The following is a 25,822-nucleotide window of genomic DNA, read 5'->3' on the forward strand; positions in this document are numbered from 1 at the left end:
ATGGGAACGGAGATTCCTTGACGAGTTACTTAACTTGCCGGTAACTCTCTAAACGCTGCGCAGCTCCCTCTCTCCCCATCGAACCCCCAGGTAGGTGGAACATGAAGGCTGCCATCCGTGCCCTGGTCTGCGCGTCGGCCGTGCTCGTCCCGCTCGCCGGTGTCGCCGCGCCGGCTTCCGCGGCGACCACCGTCGTCTTCGACTGCGAGGCGAAGCCGCCGCTCGTCGGCAACAAGTACCTCAAGCTGAACCAGGACGCCGACGTCACCGCTCCGGCCACGGTCGCCCCCGGCGCCGCGCTCGACGTCGTCATCGACCCGGCACCGAACACCGTCCCGGCCGAGGTCAGCGGCTACCAGGTCAAGAACATCAAGGACTTCGCCCTGAAGATCCCGATCCCGGCGAACTCGACGTGGGTGGGCGCCGACCTCGCCGGCGGCTCCGGCATCGGGTCGACCCCGCCGAAGATCACCCTCTCCGGCAGCGTCGCGACGCTGAGCTTTCCCGGCCCGATCGCGGGCGGCTCGACGTTCGAACTGCCGACCGTGACCGCGCACCTGACCGCGGGTTCGTCCGGCACCATCGAGACGAAATTGGGCGGGTCCGGCTACAGCGACCCGGGCCTGACGTTCACCGCCGTGGTCAGCGCCGGTTTCGACGTTTCCGCCCCGACCTCGTGTTTCCCGAACCCGAGCCCGACCTTCACCACGACGACGATCGGCTGACCCGTGCCTGCGTCACCGTCGGTGGAGATGGTGGCGCAGGCCACTGCCCGGCCCGACTTCGCCCGTGCGAAGGTGGGGCATGGCTGACGAACTGGTGCACTACGGCGTGGTGGGCGGCACCGCCACGATCACCTTGGACTCCCCGCACAACCGCAACGCGCTCTCCGCCCAGCTGCGGCGTGAACTGAGCGAATCGCTGGACAAGGCGCAGGCGGACGACGCGGTGCGGGTCATCGTGCTCACCCACACCGGTCCGGTCTTCTGCGCGGGCATGGATCTCAAGGAGGCCCGCGGCGCCGGTGCGGGCGCCCAGGGCGTCAACGAGTTCCCGAAGATCCTCGAGCAACTGTGGACCAGCCCCAAACCCGTCGTGGCGAGGCTCGCGGGCCCCGCGCGGGCCGGCGGTATCGGCATGGTGGCCGCGACCGACATCGCCGTCGCCGTGCCCGAGGCGACCTTCGCCTTCTCCGAGGTGCGGATCGGCGTCGTGCCCGCCGTCATCTCGCTCACCGTGCTGCCGCGGCTCAACGCCCGCGCCGCGCACGAACTCTTCCTGACCGGTGACACCTTCGACGCGAAACGCGCCGTCGAGATCGGCCTGCTGAACTCCGCCGTCCCCGCCGACGAACTCGACGCCGAGGTCGCCCGCTACGTCAAGGCGCTCGCCCTCGGCGGGCCGAAGGCGCTCGCGGCGACGAAGGAACTGCTCAGCAAGCCGCGCCCGGCGACACCGTCCGAAGGCTTCGAGGCCATGAACAAGCTGTCCGCCGGGTTCTTCGCGAGCGAAGAAGGCCAGGAGGGCATCACGGCCTTCGCGCAGAAGCGCAAGCCGAACTGGGTCCCGGAGGCCTAATCCGGCAAGACGACAGTGAGGCGCCGGGAGTCCTTCCGGTCACCGGAGGGCCCCAGCGCCCGCTGCGCGTCTGAAAGCACGCTGCGGACGGCCAGATACGCCTTGGGATCGCGCTCCCTGAGACCCGAAGAACCGGACCAGATCAGCACGTGCTCGCCCACCGGGAGCCACGACAGGTCGGTGAGGCAGTCGTAGAGCGCGTCGAGGTTCTTCCCGAAGTAGTCGGGGAACGACAACGCCTCCGCGATCGCGTCGAGCGTCGTGTCCTTGTCGACCGTCCGCGCGCCGTCGAGCAGATGCGGATACGCGCCGCGGGCGAACGCCTTGTCCGCGGCTTCCTTGCCCGCGCTCATCGGCTGGGATCCACTACGACGAAGGACTTGTAGTGGTCCTCGGTGTAATACAGCTCCTTGCCGCCACCGGCAATCAACCGCCTTGCCCCGCGATCAGGGCTTCCCGGCGTCTTGACCGTGTACTCCCGGTAGTAGCCGGAACCCTTGGCGGGCAAGACCTTCTCCCGGTTCTGGAAGGTGACGTCGTCGTTGCGCGGATACGGGTACGGGCCGCCGGCCTGAATGAGCTTCCAGGTGTCGGACGCCTGCGGGGGAAGTCCGGTGAGCGGTTTGACCGGGAGACCGGACTCCGCGCCCGCGACCTTGCCCTTCGCCCCGCTCGCCGCGGCGTCGCCCGACGGCGCGGCCGAAGCGGACGAACTCGCCGGAGCGCTCTTCGTGTCGTCACCGCTTATGCCGTCCTTGACGAACCAGCCTGCGAGCACCAGCACGATCAGGCCGATCAGGGCGGCGGTGATCCGCCTACGGTTGAACATGGTGTGCCAGCTTAGGACGGCCGGTCGGAGTCGTTCGCATCGCGGGCCGTGCCGAAGAGCCGGGCGACCTTGCCGAACACCGTGTCGAGTACCCAGGCCGCGACCAGGCACAGCGGCACGACGACCGCCATGACCAGGACGAATTGCACGGGAAACGGGGCCTGCGCGAGCCACAGCTCGACGCCGTCCCACCAGTCTGCGAGCCCGTTGAACACGACGGTAAGCCTACGCTCGTGGGTCAGTGGTCCCGAGGGAAGGGCCGGGGTAGGTTGCTGACATGTTCGCCGTCTACGCATCCGAACCCAACGCCGAAAAGCCGCTGGACTCGCTCGTGATCGGCGAGCGACCCGAGCCCGACGTGCCCGAGGGCTGGGTGCGGGTCAACGTCAAGGCCGCCAGCCTCAACATGCACGACCTGTGGACGTTGCGCGGCGTCGGCATCAAACCCGAGCAGTTCCCGATGATCCTGGGCTGCGACGGCGCGGGCACCCTCGACGACGGCACCGAGGTCGTCGTCCACTCGGTGATCAACGCCCCGGGCTGGCAGGGCGACGACACGCTCGACCCGAAGCGCACCCTGCTCACCGAGAAGCACCAAGGCACCTTCGCCGAGCAGGTCGTGGTTCCGGCACGCAACGTCGTGCCGAAGCCGTCGAGCCTGACCTTCGCGGAAGCCGCGACCATGGGCACGGCGTGGCTGACGGCGTACCGGATGCTATTCGTGAAGTCCGGGCTGCGACCGGGACAGACGATGCTCGTGCAGGGCGCCTCCGGCGGCGTCTCGACCGCACTCGTCCAGCTCGGGCGCGCGGCCGGGTTCCGGGTCTGGGTGACCGGGCGGAGCGAGGAAAAGCGTGCGCTGGCCGAGAGTCTGGGCGCACATCAGACCTTTGAGTCCGGCGCGCGGCTGCCGGAGCGGGTCGACGCCGTCTTCGAAACCGTCGGGAAGGCGACCTGGTCGCATTCGGTGAAGTCGCTCAAACCGGGCGGGATCATCGTCGTTTCGGGCTCGACCAGCGGACCGGACGCTCACGCGGAGTTGCAGCGCGTGTTCTTTCTGCAACTGCGTATCGCGGGTTCGACCATGGGGACCAGGGACGAACTGAACGATCTCCTCGCCTACCTGGAGCTCACCGGCGTCCGCCCGCAGATCGGCGCCGAACTGCCGCTCGCCGAAGCCGAAACCGGGTTTAAGAACATGCTCGACGGGGAAACTTCCGGCAAGGTCGTTTTCACGCATTCATCGGAGGGGTGACTCTTCCCCCGAGTCGCGATGAAATGCGCACACAGGCGCACGTCTGCCTGGTCCTCCCAGGTCAAACAGACATTTTGTAGCCTTGTCAAGTGTCAAGAACGTTATGACTCGGGAAGCTTTTCACGACCAAAGTTCGACCAAAATCCGACCTCTCGCGGTTAGCCTTGAAGAATGACCGCATCGCAGCGGCCCGAACCGGCGGACCCCGGGGGCCGGACCACCACCGACACCGACCCGATCCGCGTCTCGTTCCGGCGCTACGCCGGCGTCCGCACCAGAGTGCTCGAGGTCGGGCCGCAGCCGGTGGAGTCCTCCGACCGCGCACCCCGGCGGGTGCTCGGCAAGCGGTCGGCCGCGCGCGGACAGGTCAAGCCGACGGCACCGAGGCTGGTGCTGCTGCACGGTTATTGCGACAGCGCCGACACCTGGCGCCCGGTCCTGGAACTGCTCGCGGCCGCCGGTGTTCCGGCGGTCGCGGTCGATCTGCCCGGATTCGGTGACGCTCAGCCTCTGCGGCCGGGCTCGATGCTCCCGCAGCTGGACGCGTTCACCGCGGCCGTGGTCAAGGAGCAGGCCGTACTCGGCACGGTGGTGCTCGCCGGCAACTCGCTCGGCGGCACGATGAGCCTCCGGGCCGCCGAGAACCAGCGGCTGCCGGTCGCGGGCGTGGTGTCGATCGCCGCGCCCGGTTTCGTGGACAGCTGGCTCATCCGCACCGTGGCCCGGTACCCGCTGCCGCTCCGGATGTACTCGACCCTGCCGCTGCCGATCCCCGGTTTCCTCGTGCGCGCCGTCGCCGAGCAGCTCGTCCCCCGGCTGCTGTACGCAAACTCGTCCGTCGCGGACGCCACCCAGGTCCGCCGGTTCACCTCGCTCTTCCCGGACTACCGGTCCACCACCACCCGGCTCGAACAGGCGAGGCAGCTCATCGAAGAGCTGGCGAACGCGTACCGGCTCGAGGAGATCCGTGTCCCGCTCCTGGTGGTCGTCTGCGGCAAGGACAAGCTGGTCAGCGCCGCCTCCGGGCGCCGGCTGCACGCGCTGGTCCCGCACAGCAGGCTGATGGTGCGCGAGGACTGGGGCCACTGCCCGCAGCTGGACGACCCCGTCGAGATCTCCGAGCTGCTGACCTACTTCTCCGCCGGCGCGTCCAGGCCGTCGAAGATCGCCGCCCGCGTGGCCGCCGAAGTGAGTGAGGACACCGTCGCCGGATAGGTGCGACGGCCCGACTCCCGCTACGTCCATCCATGCCCCCGCCGCCACCCTCAATGGAGCCGCTTCGCGGCGCTTGCCTAGTCTCCATTCGGACTGTGACCCAGTCCGAAGGGCACAACCTGTTGGGAGACGACGATGTCCGCACCGCGCAGCCTGAGCTCGGGATCCGGGATTTTCCGCCGTAAACCGATCGAACAGATCCAAGAACTCAGTGGGGGTGGAGGGCTCCAACGCACGCTCGGCCTGCGGCAACTGACCGCGATCGGCGTCGGCGGCATCATCGGCGCGGGGATCTTCTCCCTGGCCGGCGCGGTCGCGAACAAGACGGCCGGACCCGCCGTGCTCATCTCGTTCCTCATCGCGGGGATCGCCAGCGCCGCCGCCGCGTTCTCCTACGCCGAGTTCGCCGGGCTGATCCCCCGCGCCGGGTCGGCCTACACCTACGGCTACACCGTGCTGGGCGAGATCGTCGGCTGGTTCATCGGCTGGGACCTGCTGCTGGAGTACACCGCGATCGTGGCGGTGGTCGCGATCGGCATCTCCGGCTACTTCAACGAACTGCTCGGCTATCTCAACATCGAGCTCCCGACGTGGATGCTGGGCGCCCCGGGCACCGAAGCGGCAGGCGTCGAACCGGGCTCCTACAAGATCAACCTGTTCGCCGTGCTGCTGTGCCTGCTGATCGCCTTCATCCTCAACCAGGGCATGAAGAACGCGGCCCGGTTCGAAACGCTCCTGGTCTACCTGAAGGTCGGCCTGGTCCTGCTGGTCATCGTCGTCGGCGTCTTCCACATCAACACCGAGAACTACTCGAACTTCTTCCCGTTCGGCCTCAGCGGTGCGTTCACCGGCGCGGCGACGGTGTTCTTCGCGGTCTTCGGTTACGACGCCATGTCCACCGCGGCCGAGGAATCGACCGACTCCCAAAAGCACATGCCGAAGGCGATCCTCTACTCGCTCGCCATCTCGATGGTGCTCTACGTGCTGGCCTGCCTGGTCCTGACCGGGATGGTCAACTACAAGGACATCGACAGCGAGGCCGCCTTCTCCAGCGCCTTCGCGGGCCTGGGCATGAAGTGGCTCGGCCTGATCATCGCCGTCGGCGCGATCATCGGTATCACCACGGTGCTGTTCACCTTCCTCATGGGCGCGAGCCGGGTCGGCTACTCGATGAGCCGCGACGGCCTGCTGCCCAAGTGGTTCAGCAAGACCCATCCGGTGCGCAAGGTGCCGAGCCGGATGACCTGGGTGCTCGGCATCGCGTCGGCGGTCATCGCCGGGCTGCTGCCCATCGGTGAGGCCGCGGAACTGACGAACATCGGCATCCTGCTCGCGTTCGTCGTCGTCTGCATCGCGGTGATCGTGCTGCGCTACAAGCAGCCCGACCTGCCCCGCACGTTCAAGACCCCGGGTATGCCGATCGTGCCGATCATCGGCGTCGTCTTCTCGATCTGGCTGATCACGTTCCTGAACCCGGAGACCTGGCTGCGGTTCGCGGCCTGGTTCGGCGTCGGCCTGATCATCTACTTCGCCTACAGCCGCCGTCACTCCGCGATGAACGCGGGCAACGGCGACGCGAAGCAGGTCAGCGGAGACGACTCAAACGCGTAGCGGCTTCGCGGGCTTCGGTCTGGAGGCGTTCGACGATCGACGCCGCCGGGCCGGAGCCCGCGAGTTCGTAGGTCTGCCCCGCGTAGAGGGACATGATCTCGGGATCGCCCGCCTTGCCCGCCGCCGCGCGGATCGGTTTGGTCAGGTTGTTGACCTCCGGATACGCCGACGGCGCCGTCGCCGAGAAGTCCGCGACCACGCGGTTGACCAGCGACCGGGCGGGACGTCCGCTGAACGCCCTGGTGAACGCCGTCGGCCTTCCTCCGTCCGCGAGCGCCTGCCGATGCGCCGGCTGCGTCCCGGCCTCGTCCGCTCGCAGGAAAGCGGTGCCCAGCTGTGCCGCGACGGCCCCAGCCGCCAGCACCGCCGCGATATCGGCGCCGTGCACGAGGCCACCCGTCGCGACGAGCGGCAGATCCGTCCGCGCCGAGACCAGGCGGAGCAGGCTGAGGACGCCGTACTGCGCGCCCCCGCCTTCGGCTCCAGGCTCGTCAGCGAAGAGCCCACGATGCGCTCCTGCCTCGAATCCCTGGACCACGAGGGCGTCGGCGCCGACGGCCACGGCCCGATCGGCTTCCGCCGGGCCGGTGACAGTGACGGTCACTTTGCTCCCGTTGGCGTGCAGGCGTTCGACGTCCTCGGGCGAAGGTGTGCCGAAGGTGAACGAAACGACCGGTACCTTCCGCTCCAGGACGAGCTCGAGCTTCGCGGCATAGGCGTCGTCGTCCCAGCGCGGCTCACCGGGCTCGACACCATGACGCTCGGCCTCCGCGCGCCAGCGCTCGATATACGCGTCGAGATCCGCCTCGGCGGCGCCGCCCGGGACGAAGAGGTTCACGCCGAACGGCTCGCCGGTCAGCTCGGCCGTCTTCGCGATCCGGTCCGAGAGGGCGCCGGTGCTCAGATAGCCCCCGGCCAGGAAGCCGAATCCTCCCGCCGCGGTCACCGCGGCCACGAGCTCGGGAGTGGTCGGTCCGCCGGCCATCGGGGCCGCGATCACGGGAAAACGCAGATCTTCGAACACGTTTCCGACGATAGTCCCCTCGTGGCGACACGGTATGTGACGTTCGAGTCACTCCAAGGTTCCTCCCTGGTGGTCTAGACCTTTAACGCTGAAAATGCGACGATCGGACAGCCGTGACGTGCGTCACGCTCCCTGTCCCCTGGAGGCCCCGGTGAAGATCTTGAAAGCTCGACTGGGCCGCGCCTTCGTCGGGGTGGCGCTGCTCGCCGGCGCCACCACCGCAGCCGCTCCCGTCGCCGACGCGGCGACGCCGCCGTTGCAGGCGATCGTCCCGGTCCCGGTCTCGGTCCGGGCGATCACCGGTTCCGACCACACCCTGACCGCGAGCACCAAGATCTACACCCAGGCTGGTTCGGCACAGGCCAAGGCCGTCGGCGACTACCTCGCCGGGGTCTTCCGCGCCTCCACCGGCTTCCCGCTGCCCGTCTCCGACGCATCATCGGGCACCCCGGGCGACGGAATCTCACTCCTGCTGTCCGGTGCCGACTCTCGCGTCGGCGACCAGGGCTACCAGCTCAACTCGACGTCCGCTTCGGTCGTCCTGCGCGCGACGACCGCGCAAGGTCTCTTCGGCGGCGTACAAACGCTGCGGCAACTGCTGCCGGGCAAGATCGAAAGCTCCACGGTCCAGCAGGGTCCCTGGACGATCCCGGGTGCCGACATCCTGGACTACCCGCGATTCGGCTACCGAGGCGCGATGCTCGACGTCGCCCGGCACTTCCATCCGGTCGCCACGGTCAAGCGGTACATCGACCAGCTGGCGCAGTACAAGATCAACAACCTGCACCTGCACCTGGCCGACGACCAGGGCTGGCGCATCCAGATCGACAGCTGGCCGCGCCTGACCACCTACGGCGGCAGCACCCAGGTCGGCGGCGGCGCCGGCGGCTACTACACCAAGGCGCAGTACACGGAGATCGTGAACTACGCGGCCTCGCGGTTCATCACGGTCATCCCGGAGATCGACATGCCCGGGCACACCAACGCCGCCCTGGCCTCGTACGCCGAGCTGAACTGCGACAACACCGCGCCCCCACTGCGCACCGACACCGCCGTCGGTTACAGCTCGCTCTGCATTTCGAAGGAGATCACCTACACCTTCGTCAACGACGTCATCCGCGAAGTCGCCGCGCTGACGCCCGGGCCGTATTTCCATCTCGGTGGCGACGAGGCCCAGGCCACCAGCGACGCGGACTACCGCACGTTCATGAACCGGGTCCTGCCGATGGTGGCCGCCGCGGGCAAACAGGTCGTCGGCTGGCACGAGATCGGCAAGGCCACCCTGCCCGCCACGGCGACTCCGCAGTTCTGGGGCACGACGACGTCCAGCACGGAAGTCTCGAACGCGGTGGCCCGCGGCAGCAAGGTGATCCTGTCACCGGCGAACAAGGCCTACCTGGACATGAAGTACAACTCCAGCACCCCGATCGGGCTCTCGTGGGCCGGCTACATCGAGGTCCAGGACGCGTACAACTGGAACCCGGGCGCATACCTGTCCGGTGTGCCCGAATCCGCCGTCCGCGGCGTCGAATCGCCGCTGTGGACCGAAACCGTGGTCACTCCGGCGAATATCGACTACCTCGCCTTCCCCCGCCTCCCCGCACACGCCGAGCTCGGCTGGTCGCCGTGGTCGACCCACGATTGGAACACCTTCCGAGTCCGCCTCGGCGCTCAAGCCCCACGGTGGCAGGCACAGGGCCTCGACTACTACAAATCGAGCCAGGTGCCCTGGGAAACCGGATCCGGGAACCCGGGCACCTGCTCGCTCCCCGCATGGGACCGCGCTTCGGTCTACACCGGCGGAGCGACCGTCTCCCACAACGGGCACAAGTGGACGGCGCAGTGGTGGACGCAAGGTGAGGAGCCCGGCGCCGGCGGCCAATGGGGTGTCTGGCGCGACAACGGCACCTGCTGAGCCCTCCGGCGGTCCGCTCGGCCCTCGTCCCCGGGCCGGGCGGGCTACGGTGGTCCCATGGCCGCAGATCTCGAACTCGTCCGCACCCTTTCCTTGCGCGAAAACGGACTCGCGACCGTCTCGACGGTCCGCGCGGACGGCACCGTCCACTCCTCGGTGGTCAACGCCGGCGTCTTCGAAGACCCGGTCACCAAGGCACCGGGAGTCGCCTTCGTGGCGATGGGCGGGGTGAAGAAACTCGACCTGTTCCGCCGGGCGGGCCACGCCACGGTCACCTTCCGGCGCGGCTGGGAGTGGGCGGCGGTCCAGGGAAGCACGCACCTGATCGGACCGGACGACCCGGACCCGGACTTCGACCCGGCAGGCCTTCCCCGGTTGTTGCGCGAGGTCTTCGTCGCGGCGACGGGGACCCACGACGACTGGGACGAGTACGACCGCGTGATGGCCGCCGAACGCCGGGTCGCCGTCTTCGTCACGGCGAACCGCATCAGCGGGAATCGCTGACGCGAAAAGGCCGCCCGGATCGTGATCCGGGCGGCCTTTTCGCCTGCCGTTACTGCTTCTTCTTGCCTGAGTCCTCTGTGGACAGCGCGGCGACGAAGGCTTCCTGCGGGACCTCGACCCGGCCGACGGTCTTCATCCGCTTCTTGCCTTCCTTCTGCTTTTCCAGCAGCTTGCGCTTACGCGAGATGTCACCGCCGTAGCACTTCGCGAGCACGTCCTTGCGAATCGCGCGAATGGTCTCGCGGGCGATGATGCGGGCGCCGATGGCGGCCTGGATCGGCACCTCGAAGTTCTGCCGCGGGATCAGCTCGCGAAGCCGGTTCACCATGCGGTTGCCGTAGTTGTAGGCGTCGTCCTTGTGCACGATCGCGGAGAACGCGTCGACGCCCTCGCCCTGGAGCAGGATGTCCACCTTGACCAGGTCCGCCGCCTGCGCGCCGGCCTCTTCGTAGTCCAGCGACGCGTAACCGCGCGTCCGCGACTTCAGCGTGTCGAAGAAGTCGAAGATGATCTCGCCCAGCGGCAGGTTGTACCGCAGTTCGACCCGGTCCTCGGACAGATAGTCCATGCCGAGCAGCGTGCCGCGCTTGTTCTGGCACAGCTCCATGATCGTGCCGATGAACTCCGACGGCGCCAGGATGCTCACCTTGCTGACCGGTTCGAGCACCTTGTCGATCTTGTTCCCGGTCGGCCAGTCCGACGGGTTGGTGACGTGGATCTCCTTGCCGTCGTCCAGCACCACGTCGTAGACCACGTTCGGCGCGGTGGAGATCAGGTCGAGGCCGAACTCGCGTTCCAGCCGGTCGCGGGTGATCTCCAGATGCAGCAGGCCGAGGAAGCCGCAGCGGAAGCCGAAGCCGAGCGCCACCGACGTCTCGGGCTCGTAGTCCAGCGCGGCGTCGTTGAGCTGGAGCTTGTCCAAGGCCTCGCGCAGGTCCGGATAGTCCGAACCGTCCACCGGGTACAGCCCGGAGTAGACCATCGGCTTCGGCTCGCGGTAACCGGCGAGCGGCTCCTTCGCGCCCTGGCGTTCGGAGGTGACGGTGTCACCGACCTTCGACTGCCGGACATCCTTCACCCCGGTGATGAGATAGCCCACCTCACCGACGCCCAGCCCCTTGCTGGCCTTGGGCTCCGGCGAGATGATCCCGACCTCGAGGAGTTCGTGGGTGGCGCCGGTGGACATCATCTTGATCCGCTCGCGCGGCGTGATCTTGCCGTCGACGACCCTGATGTAGGTCACGACGCCCCGGTACGTGTCGTACACCGAGTCGAAGATCATCGCCCGTGCCGGGGCGTCGGCGTCACCCTCCGGCGCCGGCACCTGCTTCACCACCGCGTCGAGCAGTTCACCGACACCGACACCGGTCTTGGCGGACACGCGCAGCACGTCCGAGGGCTCGCAACCGATGATGTGCGCGATCTCGGCGGCGTACTTGTCCGGATCCGCCGACGGCAGGTCGATCTTGTTGAGCACCGGGATGATCTGGAGGTTGTTCTCCAGCGCGAGGTACAGGTTGGCGAGCGTCTGCGCCTCGATCCCCTGCGCGGCGTCGACCAGCAGGACGGCGCCTTCACACGCCTCGAGCGCGCGGGAGACCTCGTAGGTGAAGTCGACGTGGCCCGGGGTGTCGATCATGTGCAGGACGTGGTCCTGCCCGTCGACCTTCCAGGGCAGGCGCACGTTCTGCGCCTTGATGGTGATGCCGCGTTCCCGCTCGATGTCCATTCGATCGAGGTACTGAGCCCGCATGGCCCGTTCCTCGACCACGCCGGTGAGCTGCAGCATCCGGTCGGCCAGGGTCGACTTGCCGTGGTCGATATGCGCGATGATGCAGAAGTTCCGGATGAGCTCCGGGGGCGTGAAGGTCGTGTCGGCGAACGTCGTCAACGGGTTTCCTCGCGAAGGTCGGGGTGTGCCACCTCTATGGTCCCATGCCGCTCCGGGTGCGAGTGGGGGTCATCCCCGATGCGGCCCGTGATGAGCTGTGGTGCCCTCGAAGTATGAGTACTTCACTCTCCCAGATACTCGACCGAACGTTCGGCCATCCTCGGGGACTGCTCGGCCGGTTCGGCGGCCGGACGATGGCGCACGGCAACGCCGCCACCGAACTTCGCGTGGTCGAGCTGGCCTCGATCGAATCCGGCGAAACCGCCCTGGTCGTGGGCCCTGGGCCGGGCGTCGGCCTCGCGGCCACGGCCGAACGCGCCGGCCGCGCGATCGGCGTCGACCCCTCCCCGGAGATGCTCGCCCGCTCGCGCCGCCGCTGCGGCGACGAGGTGGAGCTGCGGCAGGGCACCGCGGACTCCACGGGTCAGCCGGACGAGAGCGTCGACGTGGTCCTGAGCGTCAACAACGTGCACTTGTGGGAGGACCGGGCGGCCGGGTTCGCCGAACTGTTCCGCGTCTTGCGGCCCGGCGGGCGGCTGCTGCTGTCGTCGCACGAGAAGTGGCTGCCGGTGTCCCGGCACGAGCTGGCCGACGAAGTGGCCGTCGCCGGCTTCACCGACCTGCAGACCTGGACCTGGGACCCGCCGGGTTTCGGTGCCTCGCTCGCCGCTCAGCTGCGCGCGATCAAGCCTCTGGCCTAGCGCGGATCGGTGCGCAACGGGTGCTCCCGCGGAACCTCGACCAGCACGATCCTGGTGCCGTCCGGGTCGGCGATCCACGCTTCGTCCAGCCCCCAGGGCTCGCGTCGCGCCCCGCGGGCAGGCTCCAAACCCTTCGCCGCGAGTTCCTGGAGCGCTGCGGGCAGATCCCGGACCTGGAGCCACAAGGCGACGTCAGGGGTCGGGCCGGCCTTCCCGGTACCGACGATCTCGATCGACCCGTTCCCGGCGAAGAACACCGTCCCGCCGGGGAACTCCTTGTCGATGGCCAGGCCCAGGGTGTCCCGATAGAACGCCGTCGACACGTCGAGGTCCTTCGGGTGGATCAGCACCCTGCTGCTCAGCACGTCCATGGCTCAATCCCTACCGGATGGGTTCAGGCCATCGCAATCGCGGTGATCCCCGCCAGCACCACCACGGACCCGGCCAGCCTGCGGACGGCGTTCGCCTCTCCCAGGACCAGCCAGGCGGCGAGGCCACCCAAGACGATGCTCAGCTCCCTCGCGGGTGCGACGAGGCTCACCGGAGCGATCTGGAGGGCATAGAGCACCAGGAGGTAGGCGACCGGCGAGAGTACGCCGACGACAATGACCTCACGCTTGTGTTCACGCCAGAGCCACGAGACCTCTTCGCGGTCCTTCAGCGCGTACGGAGTCATGACGAGGCTCTGCACGATCGCGCCGGTTCCGAAGTAGACGATCGGCGGGACCCCGAGGCCCGTGACCGAATGTGCGTCCCACAGTGTGTAGGCGGCGATCGTGAGACCGGTCAGCAGTCCGTAGACCAAACCTTTGCGGCGGGCGGCACGATCGGCGGCGTCGGCGTGGGCCGGTGCCCGCCCGGTACCGATCACCAGCACCCCGGCGACCACGAGGAACGCGCCCAGCAGACCGAGCGCCCCCGGCCGCTCGCCGAGCAGGACGACGGCCGCGAGCACCGAGATCAACGGCCCCGTACCGCGAGCGACCGGATAGACGACGGAAAGATCGCCGACGGCGTAACCCCGCTGGAGGACGACCCCGTAAGTGACGTGGAACACCGCCGTGACCACCGCCGCGAACAACCAGGTCCACTGTGGACGTTGCGGCTCCACGGCCAGCGAGACGGCCATGACGGGGACGAGCAAGATCGCGGAGAGGCTGTAGTAAGCCCAGACGAATCGCGCTCCGCCACGACGGATCCGCTTGGCCGCGAGGTTCCAGCCCGCGTGGATGACGGCGGCGATGACGACGAAGGACAGGGCGGTGGCGTTCACGGCGGACCTTTCACGTTTTCCGCGCACGCGGAAAACACCGGTCCTCCAGGCTTTTGTCCCGTCAGATGAACGGCGGCGCTTCCGGCCCCGCCGATGGTGCCGCTCGGACCTGTCCCGTCTGCCCTGATTGTGTGTTTCGCTGAGCGGGCAGGCGGCGGAACCCTAGGCACTACGCTTCGCACCGTACCTCAAGCACCCGTCCCGAGGTGGCCGCGAGCCGCGCCTGGACGGCTGTTAAGCTTGCCTTTCACCGTTGTGTGGCATTCCGTCATGGAGGAAACCCGCGCGCTCTCACGAGCAGCAGGGCCGGTCACAGCGCGGCGGTGAAACCACCGAGAGATTCAAGAGGAGTGCCCCCGTGGCCAACATCAAGTCGCAGATCAAGCGCATCACCACCAACGAGAAGGCGCGTCAGCGCAACCAGGCGATCCGGTCCTCGGTGAAGACCGCGATCCGCAAGTTCCGCGAGGCCGCCGACGCCGGCGACAAGGCCAAGGCGCTGGAGCTACAGAAGGACGCGGCCAAGAAGCTGGACAAGGCCGTGACCAAGGGCGTTCTCCACGCCAACCAGGCCGCCAACAAGAAGTCCGCGCTGGCGAAGCGCGCGAACTCTCTCTGATCGGCTTTCGAAGGGCCCCGGCGACTCGCGTCGCCGGGGCCCTTCGCCGTTTCAGCGGCTTGTGCCGTGGGCGTCGACGACCTCCAGGACGGCGCGCTCCAGCGCGTACTCCGGGTTGGCCGCGACCCCTTTGACCTCGGCGTTGAGCCGGGCGACCACCCGCATCGCGGTGGCGAGCCCATCCTGGCCCCAGCCGCGGGCCTGCCCCTGGGCCTTGCGCACCTTCCACGGCGGCATCCCCAGCTCACCCGCCATCTGGTTCGGGTTCCCGCGACCGGCACCGGACACCCGCGCGATCGTCCGGACGGCGTCGGCGAGGGCGTCCGCGACCAGCACGTGCGGTACGCCCAGCTGCATCGCCCAGCGCAACGACTCCAGCGCGGCCGCCTTGTCACCGGCGACGGCCTTCTCCGCGACGGCGAACCCGTTCACGTCCGCGCGGCCTCGGTGGTAGCGCCGGACCGCCTGTTCGTCGACCGTTCCGCCGGCGTCCGCGACCAGCTGGGTCGCGGCCGACGACAGTTCACGCAGATCCGAGCCGACCGCGTCGATCAGCGCGAGCACGGCCGCACCGTCGATCTTTCCGCCGACGCGGCGGACCTCGTTGCGGACGAAGGATTCCCGCTCAGCGGCCTTGGTCAGTTTCGGGCATTCGACAACCTCCGCACCGGCCTTCTTCAAGGCGGTCGGGAGCGCCTTCGCGGCCTTGCTCCGGCCACCCCCGCTGTGCACGACGACGAGCACGATGCCGTCGGCGGGCGCCTTGACGTAGGCCATCACCCCGTCCGCCAGCTCCTGCGAGATGTCGTGCGCGGATTCGAGGACGATCACCCTGCCCTCGGCGAACAGCGAGGGGCTGACCATCTCCGCGAGCGCCGGGACTGTGAGGTCCGACACCCGGATCCGGGTGAGATCCGCCGTCGGATCGGCCGCCTTGGCCGCGTCCGAGGCGCGGCGGACCGCTCGTTCGATCAGCAGCTCTTCCTCACCGAGAACCAGGACCAGCGGCGATGGGGCGGAAGCTTGCGTCGTCACGGTGACGATCCTGCCACTCCTCCTCTCGTGTGCTTTGTCCGGTGATGTGTAGCGGGCACGGTGGCCCCACCGGAGCCTCATGTCGTACGGTGTTGGCGAGGCGACGCGATCACACGCGTGCCGACAATCGAATACCGCTCATCCAGAGGGGCAGAGGGAACGGCCCGATGAAGCCCCGGCAACCGGCGTCAGCCTGTCATTCCGCGATCGCGGGATAGCTGACGAACACGGTGCCAATTCCGGCCCGCCATGGCGGGGCAGATGAGGAAAGGAACCTCGCGATGACCGCAACCCTCGGCACGACCTCCACCACCAAGACCCCGGATCTCGGACCGGCCGTCGAACTGGTGTCGAAGGAAGAGGGACACCGGCAGCCGCTCGCTCCCGAATTCGTTTCCGCCGAGGATTTCTCGCCGCTCGAAGTCGCCTACGACTTCGGCCGCGTGCGCCGCGAGGACATCGAAGCCGGACCGAAGAACATCTGGCGCTACAAGAAACTCCTTCCCGTTCCTTCGAACGTCGAAGAGATCCCCAACACCGAACCCGGCGCCACCCGGCTCATCCAGGCCGACAGGCTCGCGAAAGCCTTGGGCGTCAAGAAGGTCTGGGTCAAGGACGACACCGGCAACCCCACGCACTCGTTCAAGGACCGCGTGGTCGCCGTCGCTTTGGCCGCCGCACGCGAGTTCGGGTTCGACGTACTCGCCTGTCCCTCGACCGGCAACCTGGCCAACGCCGTCGCCGCCGCGGCGGCCCGGGCCGGCTGGCGGTCGGTCGTGCTGATCCCGAAGACCCTGGAACGCGCCAAGATCCTCACCACCGCCGTGTACGACGGTGACCTGATCGCGGTCGACGGCAACTACGACGACGTGAACCGGCTCGCCACCCAGCTCGCCGCCGAGCAGGAGAGCTGGGCGTTCGTCAACGTGAACGTCCGGCCCTATTACTCCGAAGGCTCCAAGACACTGGCCTTCGAGGTCGCCGAGCAGCTCGGCTGGCGGCTTCCCTCCCAGATCGTGGTGCCGATCGCCTCCGGTTCCCAGCTCACCAAGGTGGACAAGGGTTTCCGCGAGTTCGGACAACTCGGCCTTGTCGACGAGACGCCGTACAAAGTGTTCGGCGCACAGGCCACCGGCTGCTCCCCCGTCTCGGCGGCCTTCCGCGCGGGACACGACGTCGTCCAGCCGGTCAAGCCGGACACGATCGCCCGGTCGCTGGCCATCGGGAACCCGGCCGACGGCCCGTACGTCCTCGACGTGGTCAACCGCACCGGTGGCGCGATCGAGGACGTCACCGACGAAGAGGTCGTCGAGGGCATCCGGCTGCTCGCCCGCACCGAGGGCGTCTTCACCGAGACCGCCGGTGGCGTCACCGTCGCGACGGCCAAGAAGCTCATCGAGACCGGCAAGCTCAACCCGGACGAGGAGATCGTCCTGCTGATCACCGGCGACGGCCTCAAGACCCTCGACGCCGTCGAGGACAAGATCGGCCCCAAGGCCACCGTCAGCGCCTCGGCCGACGCGGTCCGCGAAGCTCTCGGCATCTGAGTTCCCGGCGGCCCGCCTCAAGAACGAGGCGGGCCGCGGGGCTCACCCCGGCGTACCAGGGCGAGACCTCGCGCGTCGGCGAGGACAGCCGTGTCGCCGTCCGTGTCCGTCCTGGCGACCGACGCGCCGACGGCCACCAGATTGTCCAAAGTGGACTTGTTCGGATGTCCGTAGGTATTACCGGCGCCGACACTCACCAACGCCGCCCGCGGCGAGACGGCGTTGAGGAAGTCCGGTGCCGTGTAACGGCTTCCGTGGTGCGGAACCTTCAGGATCTCGGCACGCAGCTCGGCGCCCTCGGCCATGAGGTCCGCCTGTGCGGCGAGCTCGATGTCACCCGTCAGCAGCACCCGGCCCGCCGGGGTCCCGGCGCGCAGGACGACCGAACCGTTGTTGATCACCGTGCCGTCCTGTTCGCGGATCGATCGACTGGTGATGTACCGCGGCCCCAGTACGTCCAGTGACAGCCCCGGCCAGTCCAGCCGTTGCCCGATCTCCAGCTCCAGCAAGGGAATCCCGCGGCGCGCGGTCTCGTCCGCGACCTGCTGCCACGCCCAGCCGGGGGCCCGGCCGGGGCCGACGGCGACCGCCCCGACCGACCTGCCCTCGAAGACGGATTCGAGGCCGCCGATGTGGTCGGCGTGCAGATGACTGAGCACGATCAGCGGCACCCTGTCGACGCCGAGCCTGCTCAGGCATTCGTCGACCGGTCCCGGTTCCGGCCCGGTGTCGACCAGGACCGCCCGTCCTTGCTCGCCCGTGGCGAGGGCGACGGCATCACCCTGCCCGACGTCGCAGGCGACGGCACTCCATGACGCCGGCGGCCACGCCGGAGCAAGCACTCGCACCGGCACGAAGACGAGCAGCCCGGCGGCCAGCGCGACCGCCAGGAGGATCCTGGCGTGCCGCAGCCGGATGGCGGCGAACAGGATGACGAGCAATCCGGCCGCCAGAAGCCCGCCCCACCAGCCATCCGGCCAGTCCATCACCGCTCCCGGTGCACGGGCGCCGTGGCGGGCCACGGTGATGAGCCAGCTCGCCTCGGGTTCGGTCAGGCGGACCAGCAGCCTTCCCGCCGACGGCCACCACGGGCCGACGATGGTGGCGAGCACGCCGAACACGGTGGCCGGGGCGACCACCGGCGCGGCGAGCACGTTGGTCACCACCGAGACGAGACTGACCGATCCCGCCATGCCCGCGATGACCGGCGTCGTCACCACGAACGCGGCCAGCGGGATGGTCAGCCCCTCGGCGTAGCCGGCCGGAACACCGCGTCCGACCAGCCATTCCGCCCACCTCGGCGCCAGCAGTACCAGACCGGCCGTGGCCAGCACCGAAAGCGCGAACCCGAAGTCGGCGGCCATCGCGGGGTCGGCCACGACGAGCCCCGCCACCGCGAACGCCAGCGCGGGCAGCGCCGAACCCCGGCGCCCCAGTGCCAGCGCCAGCAGCCCGACCGCCCCCATGACCCCGGCGCGGAGCACGCTGGGCGCGGGCCCGGCGAGGACCACGAACCCGGCGAGCCCCGCGGCGGCCGCGGCGGCGGAGGTCCGCGGCCCGACCCGGAGCACCCTCAGCAGGAGAAGGATCGAGCCGCAGACGATCGCCACGTTCCCACCGCTCACGGCCATCAGGTGGGACATGCCGGAGTCCGTGAACTCGCGTTCGACCCTCGGGGACAGTGTGCTCGTGTCCCCCACGACCAGCCCGGGCACGAGACCGGCCTGCTCCTCCGGGAGGACGGCGCACAGCTCCCGGAGCCCGGCGCGCAGCGATTCCGCGGCTCGCTGCCACCAAGGCGCCGGCCCGAGTGCCGACGGCGGGCCTCGCACCGAGAGGACCGCGACCGTCAGTTCGGCCCCCTTCGATGGTGCGAGCCGCCCTGAGGCGGTGACCTGCTGCCCGGGCAACAGGTCCTTCCACCCCTCGGCGGGAGCGAGCAGAAGGATCCGGCCGGCCGAATCCACCACCCGCTCACCCGTCACCGCGGTGTCCACCGTCGCGGCGATGACCACCAGGCGGGTGCCTGCCCGGCGATCGGCGTATCCGGCACCGCGGACCGGACGCGGTCGCTCGGTGACCACCACTCTCGTGGTGACGTCACTCCCCCGTGCGGCGGCGGCACGGAGGTCGTCGTGCTCGGCGGCCCGGATCCGCAGTGCCACCGGACCGGCGGTGAGCACGCCCAGGACAGCCAGGGCACCCAGGCCCGCCACCCACCGGGACGCCGTCCGGCGGGCACGGACACCGGCGGCGATCGCGAGCACCACGGCGGCCGCACCGCAGAGCATCGTGATCCACCAGCCGCCCAGCAGCCCGGAAAGAGTGCCGAGCCAGGCCGTCGCCGCGGCCGGTACCAGCCGCAGGTCTTGCCCCCGCCACGACGCGGTGTCCACTTCGGACGGATCGGCGGACGGGTTCATCCGACGGACACCAATTCCCGGACCTTCTTGAACTTGCTTTCGCCGATCCCTTCTACGTCACGGAGTTGCTCGACGCTGGTGAACCCGCCGTGCCCGGACCGCCAGTCGACGATGCGTTTCGCCATCACTTCGCCGACCCCGGGCAGGGTGTCGAGTTGCTCGGCCGTGGCCGAGTTCAGGTCGAGCTTCCCCGGCGGTGTCGCCGTTCCGGCCGCGGCCGGAACGGCGACGCCGATGGCCACCTGCTCGCCGTCGGTGAGCCGCCGGGCCAGATTCACTCCGGTCAGATCCGTTCCGGGCTGTGCCCCACCGGCCGCCGTGAGGGCATCGGCGACCCGTGCGCCCGGAGGGACCGTGACCAGGCCGGGTTTGAGGACCCGGCCGACGACGCTGATCACCAGAGGCGCCTTGGCCGCCGCGGCGGGGACGTCTCCGGCGGCCTTCGCCGACGGCAGGGATGGCAGGGTCTCGGCCCCCGGCCGGTGTCCGAACAAGGCGATCGCGCCGGTCACGATCACGGCCACCGCGATCAGCACGGCCGCCACGGCGAGCCACCGCCGGTTCACCGGGATCCCGTCCGCCGTGAACCGGGCGGGCACCCAGCGGCGGACGAGCCTGCCCGCGGGCGGGCCCTGGGCGGGCGACGACAGTTGCGCTGTCAGCCACGCCAGCCTGGCGTTGACGGAGGGTCCCGATGGACGGGCGGTTTGGTCGAACACATGAACGACGCTACGGAGCGGGAGGGGCGGGCGGCAGTGGTGAATCCCGAGGCTGTGGACAAGTGGGGTGTTGTGGACAACCCGGCTCCGGCCGAGACCGGATCACCGGTTTCCGTCGGCGTCGTATGGGACGCTGGACGGTTTCCTCAACCCGCGCGCTGGATCACGACGCCGAGCACGCCAGGGCCGGTGTGGGCCCCGATGACGGCGCCGATCTCCGAGACCACGCACCCGTCCGGGCAGTGGATGGACTCCTCGAGCCGGTTGGCCAGTTCGACGGCGCGCTCGGGCGAAGCGAGATGGTGGACGGCGATGTCGGCCAGCCCGCCTTCGGCCGCTTTCACGGCGAGTTCGACCAGCCGCGCCACCGCGCGATTCATCGTTCGCACCTTCTCCAGCGGCTGGATCCGGCCTTCGGACATGTGGAGCACCGGTTTCACCGCGAGCGCCGTGCCGAGCAGGGCGGCCGCCGGGCCGATCCGCCCGCCGCGGCGCAGGTATTCGAGGGTTTCGACGGCGAACAGGGTCTCCGAACGACCCACCGCGTCGACCGCGGCGGCCTCCACCTCGGCGGGTTCCGCCCCGTCCGCGGCGGCCCTCGCCGCACGTAGAGTGGCGAAGCCGAGCCCCATCGCGGTGCTGCGCGAATCGACCACGCGCACCTTGTCCGGCCCGACCTCCTGGGCCGCGAGCACCGCGGCCTCCCAGGTCCCGGACAACTCCCGGGACAGGTGCACCGACACGACGGCGTCCGCGCCCTCGGCCAGCGCCGCCCGGAACTCCTTGACGAATTCGGCGGGTGTCGGCCGGGACGTCGTCACCAGACGTCGTTTGCCGAGCGCCTCGGCCAGGGCGGCGGGACCCATTTCGACGCCGTCGAGGAAAACGACACCGTCCACGAGGACGTGCAGCGGGACCACCCGGATCCCGTTCCGTTCGGCGAAGCCTTCCGGCAGGTGGGCGGTGGAATCCGTGACTACGGCGACCGACACGGCAGTCAGCCTACGTTGCCGCCGGGCGGAGCACCGGGGCCATCAGGCTGGCCATTTCCGCGCCGACGACGGCATGTCCCTCCCACCCCCAGTGCATTCCGTCCGGATTGCCCCGCCCGCTCAGCACGTGGTCACCGACGACGGCTTCGAGGTCCAGCAGCGGCACGTCCGCGCGACGGCCCCAGTCGGCGAGGGCGGCGGCGGCACCGGCGCGAGCGGTGTGGACGCGGCCGTACGAGTCGGACCGATGCACGGAGGGCAGCATGCCGAAGATCGGCAGCTCCGGTCGCAGCGTGCGCAAAGCTCCGACCGCGGTGTCGAGGTACTGGACGGTGAGCTTCGACGGCAGGACCACCGGACGTCCTCGGAGGGCGATCGCGAGCCGCGGCTGAGCGGCCAGGTACGCCTTGCGCACCACACGTCGCAGCGGGTCGGGCCGCAGATAGCGGAGACCGGTGCGCAGGTAGGTGGGCAGCGGCGAGGGCAGGGTGTCCATGCTTCCCACGGCCAGCACGACGGCGTCCACGTGGTGGAGATCGGCCCAGACACGCGGATCACCGATCAACGACCACCAGGCGTCACGGGCGGTCCAGCCGAACCCGGCGACGAGGTCCGCGGCGCCACCGAGCGCTTCGGCGGCGATGTTGGGCCACAGACGCGCGTCGTCGGCGGCGTGCGGGCCGTCCGGGCCGTGGAAGCTGAGGGAATCGCCGAAGACCAGCAGGCGCGGGCCCATGGATCAGCCGGTGATTCCCGCGTTGTAGGCGGCCAGGCGCCAGTCGCCGTCACGCCTGGTCAGCTCGACCCAGTGACAGTTCGCGATTCCGCCGAGCGACGGCCAGGACGCGACCGGCAAGCTGAGCAGTTTCGCGGTCAGCGCGATGATCAGGCCGCCGTGCGTGGCCAGCAAGACCGCGTCGCCCGCGTCGGAATTGGGCTGGTCCAGGTCCGCGACGACCTCCATCGCGCGTTCGGCGACGTCGACCCGCGATTCACCGCCGGGCGGTGCCCACGTCGCGTCGACGCGCCAGCGTGCGCGTTCTCCCGGGTACGTCTCGTCGACCTGCTGGCCGGTGAAGCCCTGCCATTCACCCAGATGGGTTTCCCGGAGACGCTTGTCGATCCGCAGCGGAACGCCGATGGCCTCCGTGAGCACGGTGGCCGTGTCGGTCGCGCGGCGCAGATCCGAGGCGATCACCAGATCCGGCGAGAACCGGGCGAGCGCGGGCACGGCGAACCTGGCCTGGTTCCAGCCGACCGGGGTCAACGCGGAGTCCAGATGTCCCTGCATCCGGCCCGCCGCGTTGTAGTCGGTCTCGCCGTGGCGCCAGAGCACCAGCCGCCGCGGGCTCACGAGGCGCCTTGCGCGTCGGCGGGGTCCTCCTCGGCTGGGTCCTGATGATCCGGCACTGCCAGACCGGCGACCTCGATCCGCGGGCAGTCCTTCCAGAGCCGCTCGAGACCGTAGAAGGAGCGTTCCTCCTGGTGCTGGACGTGGATGACGACGTCGACGTAGTCCAGCAGGACCCAGCGGCCCTCACGGGCGCCCTCACGGCGGACGGGCTTGTGCCCGCCGAGCCGGAGCTGCTCCTCGACGTTGTCGACGATGGCGCCGACCTGGCGTTCGTTGGGCGCGGACGCGATGACGAAGGCGTCGGTGATCACCAGCTGGTCGGACACGTCCAGCACGACCACGTCGCTCGCCTTCTTGTCCGCCGCCGCATGGGCGGCCGCTACGGCCAGCTCTCGTGCCTCGGACGTGGCTGTCACAGTTCTCCTCAAACAGATGGCTTACTCGCGGGTGCGCCCGACGAGGGTACCCGGTCCGGCCCCCCGGTCTTTCCGATAGAGGTCCTTTTTGGCGATGTAGCGCACCACACCGTCGGGGACGAGGTACCAGACGGGTTCCCCGCTTTCGACGCGCTCGCGGCACGCGGTGGACGAGATCGCCATCGCGGTCACCTCAACCAGGCTCACCTTCCCGCTCGGCAGATGCTGGGAATTGAGCCGGTAGCCGGGCCTGGTGACGCCGATGAAATGCGCCAGGTCGAACAGCTCGTCGGCGTTGCGCCAGGTGAGGATCTGCTCGAGCGCGTCCGCGCCGGTGATGAAGAACAACTGGTCGTCCGGGTACTCGGCACGCAGGTCGCGCAGGGTGTCGACGGTGTAGGTCTGCCCGACGCGGTCGATGTCGACGCGGCTGACCGAGAACACGGGGTTGGACGCCGTCGCGATCACCGTCATCAGGTAGCGGTCCTCGGCGCGGGTGACCACCCTGTCGGACTTCTGCCACGGCTGACCGGTGGGCACGAAGATGACCTCGTCGAGCGCGAACCGCGCCTGGACCTCACTGGCCGCGACGAGGTGCCCGTGGTGAATGGGGTCGAACGTGCCGCCCATGACCCCGATCCTGCGTGGTGACATGGGTCGTGAGCCTATACAGCGCACGAAGCTCCACGCTCGGGTCGCCGGACCCACCGACCAGTGGTGATCTGGATCACATTACAGTCCGTTCCATGGATGAACGGTCCGTTCACGACATGCCGATCGCGACTTCGTCGGTGGCATGGGGTAGAGGTGGGGACGTGGACACATCGACTCTCCGGGATCGCGCCGAGACCCTCCTCCAGTCGTTGGCCGGCGAAGGCGCCCGCCTGCGTGACGACCAGTGGACGGCCATCGAGGCGCTGGTCGCGCACCGCCGTCGCGCGCTCGTCGTGCAGCGCACCGGCTGGGGGAAGTCCGCGGTGTACTTCCTGGCCACCGCGTTGCTGCGGGAGCGTGGCAACGGCCCGACGGTGATCATCTCGCCGCTGCTCGCGCTCATGCGCAACCAGATCTCCGCGGCGGCCAGGGCGGGTATCCACGCGGCGACGATGAACTCCGCGAACCCGCAGGAGTGGGATCAGGTCCAGGCGGCGATCGCGGCGGGTGAGGTCGACGTCCTCCTGGTCAGCCCGGAGCGGCTCAACAACCCGGACTTCCGGGACACCGTCCTGCCCAAGCTGACCGCGACCGCCGGCCTGCTCGTGGTCGACGAGGCACACTGCATCTCGGACTGGGGTCACGACTTTCGTCCCGACTACCGCCGGCTGCGGACACTGCTGAAGGACCTGCCCGACGGTGTCCCGGTGCTCGCCACCACCGCGACCGCGAACGACCGCGTGGCGACCGACGTCGCCGAGCAGCTCGGCATCGGCAACGGGGGCGACACCCTCGTCCTGCGCGGCAGCCTGGACCGCGAAAGCCTGCATCTGTCGGTGGCGAAGCTGCCGACGTCGCAGGCCCGGCTCGCCTGGCTGGCCGAACACCTGGCGGAGTTGCCGGGCTCCGGGATCATCTACACGCTCACGGTCGCCGCCGCGCACGACGTCGCGGGGTTGCTGACCGAGCGCGGTTACCCGGTCGCCGCCTACACCGGGAAGACCGATCCGGCGGACCGGCAGGCGGCCGAAGACGATCTGCTGAACAACAACGTGAAGGCCTTGGTGGCCACTTCGGCACTGGGCATGGGGTTCGACAAGCCGGATCTGGGCTTCGTGGTCCATCTCGGTGCCCCGTCCTCCCCGATCGCGTACTACCAGCAGGTCGGCCGCGCCGGGCGTGGCGTCGACCGCGCCGAAGTGATCCTGTTGCCGGGCCACGAGGACAAGGACATCTGGGCGTACTTCGGTTCGCTGGCGTTCCCGGACGAACTCCGGGTGACCCAGGTGCTGAACGCGCTGGCGTACGCGGATCGTCCACTGTCGACACCGGCGCTCGAACCGTTCGTCGAACTCTCCCGCTCCCGGCTGGAGATGGTCCTGAAGGTGCTGGACGTCGACGGCGCCGTCCGCCGGGTGAAAGGCGGATGGGAGGGCACCGGCGAAGAGTGGCGCTACGACAAGGAACGCTACGCGCGAGTAAGCGCGGCGCGGACCAACGAACAGAACGCCATGCTGGCGTACCTGGAGGCAACCGGCTGCCGCATGGAGTTCCTGCGGAAACAGCTCGACGATCCCGAAGCGACGCCTTGCGGCCGTTGTGACAACTGCACCGGAAAGCAGTGGGACACCACGATTTCCGATGACGTCGTCGACGCCACCCGGCAACGGCTGCGCCGTCCCGGCGTCGAGGTCGCGCCGCGGAAGATGTGGCCGACCGGGATGGCCGGGCTGGACGTCCCGCTCTCCGGGCGGCTGCCGGCGGGCGAACAGGCCGAGACCGGACAGGTCGTCGGCCGGGTGACCGACGTCGGATGGGGCACGCGATTGCGCGAACTCGTCGGCCCTTCCGCGGCGGACACCGAACTCCCCGACGCCGTCTTCCAAGCCTGTATCGAAGTGCTCAAGGGCTGGCAGTGGACGGAGCGCCCCGTGGCAGTGGTGGAAGTGCCCTCCGCCACGCGACCTCAGCTGGTCCACAGCCTGGCGACGAAGCTGGCCTCGATCGGGCGCCTGGAGTACCTGGGCGCCGTCGCCTCGGCGGGGCCGCCCCCGCGTCAGGCGAACAGCGCGCAACGGCTGGCCGATCTGTGGAAACGTCTCAGTCTCCCCGAAGACCTGTCAGCGCGAGTAGCCGCGGCCGAAGGCCCGATCCTGCTGGTCGACGACCTCATCGACACCGGATGGACGATGACGCTGTCCGCGCGCCTGCTCCGCCAGGCGGGAGCCCGTGCGGTGCTGCCGTTCGCTCTCGCCAGCACCTCGTAA

Annotated in this window: 26 protein-coding genes and 1 riboswitch; of the genes, 11 read left to right on the plus strand and 15 right to left on the minus strand. The window is 69.2% G+C overall.

What is annotated here, in order from left to right; translation table 11 throughout:
* The first annotated feature begins 101 nt into the window (after window positions 1–101).
* Window positions 102–725, plus strand: a complete 624-nt coding sequence (locus ACLJQ7_RS16180) for a cyclase (RefSeq protein ID WP_410649021.1) — start codon at window positions 102–104, stop codon at window positions 723–725.
* 79 nt (window positions 726–804) lie between these two features.
* Complete coding sequence (locus ACLJQ7_RS16185) at window positions 805–1,578, plus strand: enoyl-CoA hydratase family protein (RefSeq protein WP_410649022.1); 774 nt, start codon at window positions 805–807, stop codon at window positions 1,576–1,578.
* Here the strand turns inward: ACLJQ7_RS16185 and ACLJQ7_RS16190 are convergent.
* The 3 genes from ACLJQ7_RS16190 to ACLJQ7_RS16200 are packed head-to-tail and all read right to left on the minus strand — an operon-like array spanning window position 1,575 to window position 2,622.
* Window positions 1,575–1,931: a barstar family protein gene (locus ACLJQ7_RS16190; RefSeq protein ID WP_410649023.1), complete on the minus strand. Its 357-nt coding sequence runs from the start codon at window positions 1,929–1,931 to the stop codon at window positions 1,575–1,577. The two genes, ACLJQ7_RS16185 and ACLJQ7_RS16190, sit on opposite strands and share 4 nt — an antisense overlap.
* Window positions 1,928–2,407, minus strand: a complete 480-nt coding sequence (locus ACLJQ7_RS16195; protein ID WP_410649024.1) for a ribonuclease domain-containing protein — start codon at window positions 2,405–2,407, stop codon at window positions 1,928–1,930. Before ACLJQ7_RS16195 ends, ACLJQ7_RS16190 begins: the two co-directional genes overlap by 4 nt.
* Before the next feature lie 11 nt (window positions 2,408–2,418).
* Window positions 2,419–2,622 (minus strand): hypothetical protein, encoded by a 204-nt coding sequence (locus tag ACLJQ7_RS16200; protein WP_410649025.1) that lies wholly within the window; start codon window positions 2,620–2,622, stop codon window positions 2,419–2,421.
* A 62-nt stretch (window positions 2,623–2,684) separates the two neighbouring features.
* On the opposite strand from ACLJQ7_RS16200, the gene ACLJQ7_RS16205 reads away from it, so the two are divergent.
* The 3 genes from ACLJQ7_RS16205 to ACLJQ7_RS16215 all read left to right on the plus strand — a co-directional run bounded on the left by ACLJQ7_RS16205 (window position 2,685) and on the right by ACLJQ7_RS16215 (window position 6,488).
* Complete coding sequence (locus tag ACLJQ7_RS16205; protein ID WP_410649026.1) at window positions 2,685–3,662, plus strand: quinone oxidoreductase family protein; 978 nt, start codon at window positions 2,685–2,687, stop codon at window positions 3,660–3,662.
* Window positions 3,663–3,833: 171 nt separating this feature from the next.
* On the plus strand, window positions 3,834–4,877 hold the full coding sequence (locus ACLJQ7_RS16210) for an alpha/beta hydrolase (protein ID WP_410649027.1): 1,044 nt from the start codon (window positions 3,834–3,836) through the stop codon (window positions 4,875–4,877).
* A 135-nt stretch (window positions 4,878–5,012) separates the two neighbouring features.
* Window positions 5,013–6,488, plus strand: a complete 1,476-nt coding sequence (locus ACLJQ7_RS16215) for an amino acid permease (RefSeq protein ID WP_410649028.1) — start codon at window positions 5,013–5,015, stop codon at window positions 6,486–6,488.
* On the opposite strand, the gene ACLJQ7_RS16220 is transcribed toward ACLJQ7_RS16215, so the two are convergent.
* The gene (locus tag ACLJQ7_RS16220; RefSeq protein WP_410649029.1) at window positions 6,463–7,512 is read right to left on the minus strand and encodes a nitronate monooxygenase; all 1,050 of its coding nucleotides are present in this window, start codon (window positions 7,510–7,512) and stop codon (window positions 6,463–6,465) included. The genes ACLJQ7_RS16215 and ACLJQ7_RS16220 overlap by 26 nt on opposite strands.
* A 151-nt stretch (window positions 7,513–7,663) precedes the next feature.
* Between ACLJQ7_RS16220 and ACLJQ7_RS16225 the strand changes: the two genes are divergently transcribed.
* On the plus strand, window positions 7,664–9,427 hold the full coding sequence (locus ACLJQ7_RS16225; RefSeq protein ID WP_410649030.1) for a family 20 glycosylhydrolase: 1,764 nt from the start codon (window positions 7,664–7,666) through the stop codon (window positions 9,425–9,427).
* A 57-nt stretch (window positions 9,428–9,484) separates the two neighbouring features.
* Entirely contained in the window at window positions 9,485–9,931 is a 447-nt protein-coding gene (locus ACLJQ7_RS16230) for a pyridoxamine 5'-phosphate oxidase (RefSeq protein WP_378443178.1), read from the plus strand.
* Window positions 9,932–9,980: 49 nt separating this feature from the next.
* Here ACLJQ7_RS16230 and lepA read toward each other — a convergent pair whose 3' ends face one another.
* Window positions 9,981–11,822, minus strand: coding sequence for a translation elongation factor 4 (gene lepA / locus ACLJQ7_RS16235; protein ID WP_410649031.1), 1,842 nt, complete (start codon window positions 11,820–11,822; stop codon window positions 9,981–9,983).
* Between the two features lie 113 nt (window positions 11,823–11,935).
* On the opposite strand from lepA, the gene ACLJQ7_RS16240 reads away from it, so the two are divergent.
* Entirely contained in the window at window positions 11,936–12,523 is a 588-nt protein-coding gene (locus ACLJQ7_RS16240; protein ID WP_410649032.1) for a class I SAM-dependent methyltransferase, read from the plus strand.
* On the opposite strand, the gene ACLJQ7_RS16245 is transcribed toward ACLJQ7_RS16240, so the two are convergent.
* Together ACLJQ7_RS16245 and ACLJQ7_RS16250 are read right to left on the minus strand one after the other, a co-directional pair.
* Window positions 12,520–12,894, minus strand: coding sequence for a VOC family protein (locus tag ACLJQ7_RS16245; protein WP_410649033.1), 375 nt, complete (start codon window positions 12,892–12,894; stop codon window positions 12,520–12,522). The two genes, ACLJQ7_RS16240 and ACLJQ7_RS16245, sit on opposite strands and share 4 nt — an antisense overlap.
* A 23-nt stretch (window positions 12,895–12,917) precedes the next feature.
* Window positions 12,918–13,796, minus strand: a complete 879-nt coding sequence (locus ACLJQ7_RS16250) for an EamA family transporter (RefSeq protein WP_410649034.1) — start codon at window positions 13,794–13,796, stop codon at window positions 12,918–12,920.
* A gap of 358 nt (window positions 13,797–14,154) precedes the next feature.
* On the opposite strand from ACLJQ7_RS16250, the gene rpsT reads away from it, so the two are divergent.
* Window positions 14,155–14,415: a 30S ribosomal protein S20 gene (rpsT, locus tag ACLJQ7_RS16255; protein ID WP_007034798.1), complete on the plus strand. Its 261-nt coding sequence runs from the start codon at window positions 14,155–14,157 to the stop codon at window positions 14,413–14,415.
* A gap of 51 nt (window positions 14,416–14,466) precedes the next feature.
* On the opposite strand, the gene holA is transcribed toward rpsT, so the two are convergent.
* Window positions 14,467–15,450: a DNA polymerase III subunit delta gene (gene holA / locus ACLJQ7_RS16260; RefSeq protein WP_410649035.1), complete on the minus strand. Its 984-nt coding sequence runs from the start codon at window positions 15,448–15,450 to the stop codon at window positions 14,467–14,469.
* 135 nt (window positions 15,451–15,585) lie between these two features.
* A riboswitch (SAM riboswitch) is annotated at window positions 15,586–15,718 on the plus strand.
* Between the two features lie 13 nt (window positions 15,719–15,731).
* Here holA and thrC point away from each other — a divergent pair.
* Window positions 15,732–16,997 carry a threonine synthase gene (gene thrC, locus ACLJQ7_RS16265; RefSeq protein WP_276368351.1) on the plus strand — a complete coding sequence of 422 codons (1,266 nt, stop codon included), beginning with the start codon at window positions 15,732–15,734 and terminating at the stop codon, window positions 16,995–16,997.
* Window positions 16,998–17,014: 17 nt separating this feature from the next.
* Here the strand turns inward: thrC and ACLJQ7_RS16270 are convergent, their stop codons facing one another.
* From ACLJQ7_RS16270 to nadD, 7 genes are all read right to left on the minus strand, one after another.
* Window positions 17,015–19,420: a ComEC/Rec2 family competence protein gene (locus tag ACLJQ7_RS16270; RefSeq protein WP_410649036.1), complete on the minus strand. Its 2,406-nt coding sequence runs from the start codon at window positions 19,418–19,420 to the stop codon at window positions 17,015–17,017.
* Window positions 19,417–20,139: a helix-hairpin-helix domain-containing protein gene (locus ACLJQ7_RS16275; protein ID WP_410649037.1), complete on the minus strand. Its 723-nt coding sequence runs from the start codon at window positions 20,137–20,139 to the stop codon at window positions 19,417–19,419. The genes ACLJQ7_RS16270 and ACLJQ7_RS16275 overlap by 4 nt, the downstream gene beginning before the upstream one ends.
* A 146-nt stretch (window positions 20,140–20,285) precedes the next feature.
* Window positions 20,286–21,131, minus strand: a complete 846-nt coding sequence (locus ACLJQ7_RS16280; RefSeq protein WP_410649038.1) for a DegV family protein — start codon at window positions 21,129–21,131, stop codon at window positions 20,286–20,288.
* A gap of 10 nt (window positions 21,132–21,141) precedes the next feature.
* On the minus strand, window positions 21,142–21,867 hold the full coding sequence (gene octT, locus ACLJQ7_RS16285) for a diglucosylglycerate octanoyltransferase (RefSeq protein ID WP_410649039.1): 726 nt from the start codon (window positions 21,865–21,867) through the stop codon (window positions 21,142–21,144).
* Window positions 21,868–21,870: 3 nt separating this feature from the next.
* Window positions 21,871–22,485 (minus strand): histidine phosphatase family protein, encoded by a 615-nt coding sequence (locus ACLJQ7_RS16290; RefSeq protein ID WP_410649040.1) that lies wholly within the window; start codon window positions 22,483–22,485, stop codon window positions 21,871–21,873.
* A complete protein-coding gene (gene rsfS / locus ACLJQ7_RS16295) occupies window positions 22,482–22,901 on the minus strand; it encodes a ribosome silencing factor (protein WP_125676248.1) in 420 nt (139 codons plus the stop codon). The genes ACLJQ7_RS16290 and rsfS overlap by 4 nt, the downstream gene beginning before the upstream one ends.
* Window positions 22,902–22,922: 21 nt before the next feature.
* Window positions 22,923–23,555, minus strand: a complete 633-nt coding sequence (gene nadD, locus ACLJQ7_RS16300) for a nicotinate-nucleotide adenylyltransferase (RefSeq protein ID WP_410649041.1) — start codon at window positions 23,553–23,555, stop codon at window positions 22,923–22,925.
* Window positions 23,556–23,716: 161 nt separating this feature from the next.
* On the opposite strand from nadD, the gene ACLJQ7_RS16305 reads away from it, so the two are divergent.
* Window positions 23,717–25,822, plus strand: coding sequence for a RecQ family ATP-dependent DNA helicase (locus tag ACLJQ7_RS16305; RefSeq protein WP_410649042.1), 2,106 nt, complete (start codon window positions 23,717–23,719; stop codon window positions 25,820–25,822).

It is taken from the genome of Amycolatopsis sp. cmx-4-54 (assembly GCF_046548895.1).
In the GTDB taxonomy this organism is placed as follows: Bacteria; Actinomycetota; Actinomycetes; order Mycobacteriales; family Pseudonocardiaceae; genus Amycolatopsis.